The organism is Desulfosoma sp. (assembly GCA_037481875.1).
Lineage (GTDB): Bacteria > Desulfobacterota > Syntrophobacteria > Syntrophobacterales > DSM-9756 > Desulfosoma.
In genome coordinates this window covers 22544-30455 of the sequence record JBBFKY010000016.1, presented here as the reverse complement: position 1 = coordinate 30455, position 7912 = coordinate 22544, and the positions used below count along the sequence as shown (strand labels likewise).

The following is a 7912-nucleotide window of genomic DNA, read 5'->3' as shown; positions in this document are numbered from 1 at the left end:
AATGACTTAATGACTTAATGACTTAATGACTTAATGACTTAATGACTTAATGACTTAATGACTCAATGACTCAATGACTCAATGACTCAATGACTCAATGACTCAATGACTTAATGACTCGTGACTCAACATTTCACCTCGCCCCTTTCCCAAACAACACAATTTGAACGGTCTTGAGCACAATGTAGATATCCATAAGGATGGAGAAGTTTTTTACGTAGAAGAGATCGTATTCCAGTTTTTTCAGGGCGTCTTCTTCCGAAGCGCCGTAAGGGTAGTTGATCTGAGCCCATCCTGTGATGCCGGGTTTGACCGTGTGCCGTTCCCCATAGTATGGGAGGCGCTTCTTCAGCCTTTGCACAAAGACGGGCCGTTCCGGCCTGGGCCCGACGAAACTCATGTCGCCTCGCAGCACATTCCAGAACTGCGGCAGCTCGTCCAGTCTCAGTTTTCGAAGGATTCGGCCCACGCGGGTGATTCGAGGATCCCGCTCCCCGGCCCACACAGGTCCGCTCAGTTGTTCGGCATTCTGCACCATGGTGCGGAATTTGACAATGTGAAAGGATTTCTCCTTTTGTCCTACTCGTTCCTGAGTGTAAAAGACAGGGCCGGGGGAATCCCATTTAACCGCCAAAGCGACTACAGCCATGATCGGAGCCGACAGCACGAGACCGGCGGTGGCGAAGATGATATCCAGGGTTCGCTTGGCCAGTTGTGTCCATCGATGCCGATGAAAACCGTCGGAATAGATGAGCCAACTAGGTAGGGCCCCCTCCACCAGAATCTTCCCGCTAAGGGCCTCGTAGAAAGTCACGCCGTCAAAGACGGGAATTCCGGCCATACGGCATCGCAGCAAGGCTTCGGCGGGAAATTTGCCACGTTTTTCATCCAAGGCCACAATGATCTTGGAGACTTTTCGTTCCAATGCCAGTTCGCACATGCGCTCGTAGTCCCGGTAAAACTCCACACCCAATTTATCGGCGACATTTTCTGTGGCATCACGATCCAAGATGGCTTCCACTCTGTAACCGGAATCCAGATTTTCGGAAATTTCCGATCCGATGAGTCCCGCCAGGCGCCCGCTGCCGATAAGGAAAACCTTCTCCGAGCCGATCCCTTTGAGGCACACGTATTGATAACCGAAACGCCACGAGACGAGCAGAAGCAATACCAAAAAAAGGGCCAGAAAAAACACGCCTTGTTCCAAAATGACGGGCGGATACACGAAATAGATACCGGCCAACACGATACAAGCCGCGCCCGTGGCCTGCACGAGCTTTAAACTGAGGTCAAAAAGGCTCAAAGGTTTCGAGACTGTGTAAAGATCATGGTAGTAAAGGCTGAGCTGCACGACAAAGGTGACCACCAGAACTCGGATCCAGATACTGTGCCTTAGGGTATCGGGCGTGGTGTAAAAACCGTGGTAGCGCAGCGTGAAGCCGACCCAAAGGGCGCCGAAAATAAGCAGACCTTCCCCCAGGAAAAACAGGAAATTTCGAATGGGATAATAGGTGTGGAAGATTTTCAGCATGGCGGTTTCGGTCATCAGCTCTTGTTTTTGCGAGACTCGTCTCCGTAACTCTTGTAATATCCGTATTTGCGATAGCGCTTTAGAATGGCGTCATCTCCGTTAAAAACCATCCCCAGGAGTTTTTCCCGCCGAATTTTTTCCAAGGCCGCCTGTACCGAACGTCGCGGCGTCACACCGCGGCGCACCACGAAGAGAATGGCGTCCACTTCATTGGCAAGCACATAGGTTTCCGGGGTCAGTTCCAGCGGCGTGGAATCAAAGATGACGAACCGGTCCGAGTATCGGTCCCGCACTTCCCGAATGAGTCGGCGCATGCGCTCGGACGTAAGAAGTTCCGCAGGCCGATGCGTGGAATTGCCTCCAGGAAGGATGGTCAGCTTCGGAAGCCCGGTCTTTCGAAGCAGTTCTTCCAAAGGAACCTGTTTATCCAAGTGGGTCGACAAACCGTGGGTCACATCGGTAAGGCCGAAAACTCGATGGATGCGGGGCGCTCGAAGGTCCGCATCCACCAGAAGCACATATTCATCCAGGCCTTGGCTGATAGCCACGGCCAAATTGGACGCCACGTAAGTCTTGCCCTCCCCCGAAAGGGCACTGGTGACCAGAATGGTACGAGGGGGATCTCCTTCCGCCGGATGAACCACCAAGGATCTCAGGTACCGAAACATTTCGCTGGCCTGGGAACCGGGCTTGTCCAGAACCACGAGTTCACGACTGAATCCTTGAGGCAAAAGGTCCGAAACGGGGATTTCGGGATCGGCACCGTCCGAGGTTGAAGGAACCACGGGAATTTCAGTTCGACTCTGTTTGGCTCGTTCCAGGGCTTCGTAAATTTTTCCCATGCGTTTACCCGTTCTTGAAACGTTCGATGCCGGTTCCGATCGTCCCGTTCCATAGGGACAATCGGTCAAAGAAAAGGGCACCTTGAAGATTTTTTTCACCACAGCGCTTCATGGCGCCTTCAGCACCCACATAAAAAACATTCCAAATTCACGCAGCCTTTTTCTTGCCGAACACCTTGAATCCTTTGCCTGATTTGGCCGCTTGCTCCTTTATCAAAGGAATACTCACCAGCACCTTGCATCGAGTGACGGCTTCCACCTCTTCTTGAGAATAAAATCGAGGATCCAAGGTTTCCCGTACATAGGCCAGGCCGCATCCAAGCCCCAAGCCGGCCAACAAGGCTATGGCCAGGACCTTTCGCACATCGGGTTTGATGGGGCGATCCGGTGCAACTGCAGGATCGATCACACGAAACTGTTCTCCCTTTTGCCGACGTTCAAGCTCTTCGGCCATCTGGGCATCCAGTTTCTTGGCCAAAAGCCGGGCATAACGGTCCTGCACCGTCTGGTAGTCGCGAACAAGTTTTGTCAGTTCCAATTCCACTTGGGGTGTTTTTTCCACGCGGTCTTTGTAGAGAGCGATCTGTTCCTTCAAGACGCCGATCTGTTTTTCGTAATCGGCAATCCTGGCGTTGATCTGTTGAGTTTGTATGGCGAACATGTCCTGCCCGGACAAACCTCCAAGGTTCGGTAAACCCTTTTTTCCTGAACGCCGGGAAGCTTCTAGAGCTTCAGCGGCTTCTTTTTCCAACTTTTCGATTTTCCTTTTCAAAGCCACCACATCGGGGTGCCGTTCCGTGTAGCGGGTCAGAAGGTCTTCAAGTTTTTGGCGCAGTTGATCGATTTCCCCCCCGACAAAGGACCCCGATTCGTCTTCAACCATGAGCGACGACAGGTCCGGGCCGCTTTGGGCCATGGCCTGGCTCTGCGACTGAAGCATCATGGCCTGTTGCTTTTCCACAGCCACACGTTTTTCCAGATCCGTAAGTTCTTCTTTGAGTTGGCCGAGAATATTCAGATTGCTTTGAAGCTGGTCCGGAAGCATGCCCATGTTTTCTTTCTTGAATTTTTCCAGCGCCTGTTCCCGAGCTTCCAATTCCTTTCGCAACCTTTGGGTTTCCACATCCAAAAAGGCTGTCGTCCCCATGGCCATTTCTTCTCGAACCTTCAGGTTCTGCTCTATGAACTGGCTGGCGATGGCGTTGGCCACAGCCGCCGCCGTCTGCGGGTCGTCCCACTGAAAAGTGATTTCAAAGGCATTGCCTTGCCCCTTGACATTGACGCCGATTTTTTTCCTCATATTTTCCACCAAGTCCATCATGGGGACTTTCGGGGCTTCTTCTTCCTTGGGTAGGGGACGTCCCAAGAGTTTTCTCACGTGATCGAGTAAGACATCTTTGAAACCGCGTTCCCGAATCCGGGAATCGGGGTAAAGGTTAAAATCTTTGATAATACGCTCCAGGTTCGTGCGGCTGTTCACCTCCTGGGAGATGGTCCTCAAACGGCTTTCCACACTTTCCGTCACCGTAGGCTGCACATAGCTGGTGGGGATACGCTGTTTTTCGACGAGAATGAGCGTGCTGGCTTCGTAGATTTTCGGCGTGGTCATGGCATACAGGACCCCTCCGATGACACTCAGCACCAAGGGCACCACAATCCACCACTTGCGCCGAATCAAGGCATCCACATAAGGTTCCACGTTGATCTTTGGCAATTGAATCATGGCCGTCGTCCTCTGCGGTTGCATTATGTTCGAAAGTTCTTCGAACCAATCGAGTCCAAAATGCGCATTTTCTTGTACAGCGTCCGGGGGCTCACGCCAAGAAGTTCCGCAGCCTTGCGCTTGTTTCCTCGGGTCTCTTTTAGAGCTTCATCGATCATGCGCCGTTCCACCTCATCAGCCACCCTTTGAACCACCTCTTTCAAAGAACTCTGCCGAATATCTTCCAGCAGCTCCACCGCACTCGGATTCTCACCCGGGTGGGGCCGCCGCCGATTATCATGGACTTTCTGACGCAAAGTCTTCAGCAATTCCTCTTCATTGCCCACCGCCACGAGTCCCTTGATGCAATTTTCCAGCTCCCGAACATTTCCCGGCCAGTCGTAGAGCTCCATGAGACGCCGAAGTTCCGGGGACAATCCGGGCAGAGGACATCCAAAAAGAGCCGCATACTTGTTGAGAAAATGCTGGGTCAGGGGTCCCACGTCTTCAAGGCGTTCCCGCAAGGGGGGAAGCTCGATTTGAACCACATTGAGTCGAAAATAGAGATCCTGGCGGAATCGACCTCGAGCCACCATGTCTTCCAGAGGGGCGTTGGTTGCGGAAAAGACGCGCACATCGGCTCGAACATTTTCCGCATGCCCCAGCGGAGCGTATTCCAAGTCCTGAAGCACCTGCAAAAGTTTGGCTTGCATGGAAGGGCTCATGTCCGATATTTCATCAAGAAAAAGACTTCCGCCCTTTGCCAGATCGAATTTTCCCGGTTTGTCTCGATAGGCTCCCGTAAAGGCACCCTTGCGGTACCCGAAAAGTTCACTTTCCAGCAAGGTGTGGGGTATGCTGGAACAGTTAACCTGCACGAAAGGGCCGTGGCGTCGTGACGAATTGTTGTGAATGGCCATGGCCACAACCCCTTTGCCCGTCCCTGTTTCTCCACGAATCAGCACCCCTAGGTCGGTGGCGGCTATTCGAGCAAGCCGTGTACGGACGGTTCGTATGGCCTCACCGACGCCAATGAGATAAGGTCCCTCCCATAAGGTTTCATCGCGAGACAACAATCCTTCCTTTTTCAGAAAATCCCCAAGGCACCTCACAAAAGCGGTCGGTTCCAAGGGCTTGGAAAAACACCAGACGCTCTGCCCGTTGTTTCGGGAAAGCTTGGAAAGCACTTCGGCTCTTTCGCTCACCACCGCCAGCGGAAACCCACAGGAAGCCGCACAACGGCTGAGTTCCAAAGGGATGGCATGTCGCGTTTCCACAACCACCACGGCCGGCCGAAACTTTTCCAGAAAATCCCGTGTCAAACCCTCTACCGGTATCCATCGACTGGGAACGCCCACCTGGTCCACCAAACTCTGCAGAAAGGCCCCGTAGTCCATTGTCTCGGCGCTGATGATGGTCGTTGCCGCCATTTTCCCTCCATCGCGGCTTTCGTTTTCATGGTGTCTCGTGGGCCGAAAACCGCGTTGTGAGCGTTGCCGCCGCATGCGCTCAGCTTTCCTAAACAAACGAGCGCGACGGCCTCTTGGTATGCACGGTTCGTGCTAGATTTGTAGACATTCCATTTTCCGTTTTTAAGACAATAGTTTAGCTTTTATGCGGAGGTTTCTTTGATTCGAAGCGTATCCTTTTTTGCCTATGGTGTGCAACAAAATGCACACATTCGCCAAGGAGGCTTCCCCATGCCGTTCCTTGTTTTGAAACGGAAAAGGGTTTGCAAAAAAGGAAACGCTTGCGCAAAACTTTGCACACTTTAAGTGCAATCCATTGCACATTTTTCAGTGAAGGAAGCTTTCAGCCGGCCGCAAAAGCTCTGAAAAAGTCTAGCTTCCGGCTCCTTTATTTCGGCTCTACACTATGAGATGATCGAGCATTTTTAATGATCCCAACTAGTTAATGATCCATGAAGCGGTATGCCATAAAAAGACGCTTAGAACCCCTCTCATTCGGTATCAATTTTGCCTATTAAACTGAAACCAGAAAAGTGGCCCAAGAGGAGGATGAAGGGGGGCTTGGCCGGAAGGGGCGATTGGATGGCCAGAGAAAGGTGGGGGTAGAAGATTGATAGGGGCGCCCGGGATCGGGGAACGAGTGGAACGCAGGCGGCAATGTCGTCTTCCTTTGGCTTTGGAAGGAACCATTAAGGCCCGTGACGGACGATGGGCTGAGTCGGGAATCCTGGAGGATCTTCATCACATCGGTGCCTGTGTCCGCATCGGGAAGGTGGTGGCTGTTAAAGAAGACGAAAGCGTTGTTGTGGACCTTGCCATGGATCCAAAACCTGAGGAAGTGTCGGGGCGGGTTCGATGGACACAGCGCTGTGAAGACGGCAGTCTTCGTTTCGGTATCGCCTTTGATGAATCCTTCCGTATTTCCCTGCCACTGGAAACGGCCGCGACAGCCTGTGCGCGGCTGCAGCAAAGAGGTCTCGCACCACGGCTTCGAGCGACTCTTTCCTTACTGGAAAAGACCGCCTTGACCTTGCATGGGGAAACATGGGCCGGAGGTCTTTTGGGTTTGTGCGCCGAACCGGCTCAACAGGTTTTCAATACCTTGGGCGCACGTCTGGATCTGGAATCCGTGCGCCTTCAGAGGGTTCTCACGGAATCCCGCACCGTCTCCGCAGAAGCCCCGCTGCATCCTTTGCTGGAGCGCGCCACCAATCTTCTGCAGGCCCTTCAGAACACTTCGGCCAAAGTCAAGGAATGCATCTCCATTTTTCGTGTTCTTCAAGGGGCGATGGCCCTTCAGCCCGAAAGCTATCTGTACACGGTGGATCCGGCGGACATTCTCCGTCAATCGGTCATGTCCTTGGAAACACTCTGCACGTTTCTCGGGGGCAAAATAGGGGTGTTACGCTTTAAGATGGTTCCTAACGGGCTGCCTCTTTTGGCGATTCGCCCTCTGGATTTTGCCTGCTGTGTCAACGGCTGCCTTCTCGGCCTTCTGGAATCGGCCCTGGCCAGTGACGGCTCGACCTTGACCGTAGAAACCTCCGTCACCGACGGTTGGGTCGGCATTCGTTTCGGTCATGATGGATTTCGAATGATCCAATCGGATTCCTTACACATTACGTTGGATGACGTCCGTTTTATGGAAAACGTCACACCTAGAGACGAGAGAACAGTGCTTCGATTTTACCATGCGATTTTGCCCTTGCGGGAATACGGTGCCAGCGTGCATATTCGAGCGGAATCCGGTTACAATCGTGTTCAGGTGCGGCTTCCGGCCGCGCATGTGTTTACACCAGGCAAGTTGAAATCCTAAACCCCAAGAGTCACAAAGCTAATCCCCTTTGTTCCGTGTCCCGAGCTCTTCAAAGGAGACGCATTCCATGCCTGACCATCCTCGACATTGTCCTCTCATGCTAGAAAGAAAAGAATCCAGGAGCTTGTCCGAGAACGAACTTTTCCATGAAAGGGCGGGCGTCCCGCCTGCACAGAAAGCGGGCCCGAGCCCCACACCGCCGGGAAGTAGGGGTGAGGCGGCGCCTCGCCCTTACCAAGCGGGGGTGGATGCGACAGGGTTTGTTGGTCTTGGGCAGCCTCCGTGTCAGCCGGCGACCAGAAGACGCGGTCCCGTATCGACGTGTGGGGACGGACGGGCACCAGAGTGTCCGGTTGAATCAAAGGATGCCCAAAAATCATGGGGCCTATGCATGGGGTTAGCGGGAAGAAGGGCGGACACATGGGTCCGCCCTTACAAGGGCCGGACAGGGCGATTTGTTCGGACGACAATGGGCGCGCATAGCGGTCCGGCCGTGGTGTGGAAGGACGCGTCGCTGCGTCCCCACGAGGCTTGGGGACAGCGATCGGCCTG

The 7912-nt window shown here is 53.3% G+C and carries 5 protein-coding genes; 1 reads left to right on the top strand and 4 read right to left on the bottom strand.

Going from position 1 to position 7912, the window contains the following annotated elements:
- Nucleotides 1–133: 133 nt before the first annotated feature.
- From WHS46_14685 to WHS46_14670, 4 genes are read right to left on the bottom strand one after another with little or no spacing between them, the layout of a single operon-like run.
- Nucleotides 134–1546, bottom strand: a complete 1413-nt coding sequence (locus WHS46_14685; GenBank protein MEJ5349923.1) for a TIGR03013 family XrtA/PEP-CTERM system glycosyltransferase — start codon at nucleotides 1544–1546, stop codon at nucleotides 134–136.
- Nucleotides 1546–2475 (bottom strand): polysaccharide biosynthesis tyrosine autokinase, encoded by a 930-nt coding sequence (locus WHS46_14680; protein MEJ5349922.1) that lies wholly within the window; start codon nucleotides 2473–2475, stop codon nucleotides 1546–1548. Before WHS46_14680 ends, WHS46_14685 begins: the two co-directional genes overlap by 1 nt.
- 46 nt (nucleotides 2476–2521) lie before the next feature.
- Complete coding sequence (locus WHS46_14675) at nucleotides 2522–4096, bottom strand: Wzz/FepE/Etk N-terminal domain-containing protein (protein MEJ5349921.1); 1575 nt, start codon at nucleotides 4094–4096, stop codon at nucleotides 2522–2524.
- A gap of 23 nt (nucleotides 4097–4119) precedes the next feature.
- The gene (locus WHS46_14670) at nucleotides 4120–5505 is read right to left on the bottom strand and encodes a sigma 54-interacting transcriptional regulator (protein MEJ5349920.1); all 1386 of its coding nucleotides are present in this window, start codon (nucleotides 5503–5505) and stop codon (nucleotides 4120–4122) included.
- Nucleotides 5506–6184: 679 nt separating this feature from the next.
- Between WHS46_14670 and WHS46_14665 the strand changes: the two genes are divergently transcribed.
- Entirely contained in the window at nucleotides 6185–7360 is a 1176-nt protein-coding gene (locus WHS46_14665) for a PilZ domain-containing protein (protein ID MEJ5349919.1), read from the top strand.
- Nucleotides 7361–7912 lie beyond the last annotated feature (552 nt).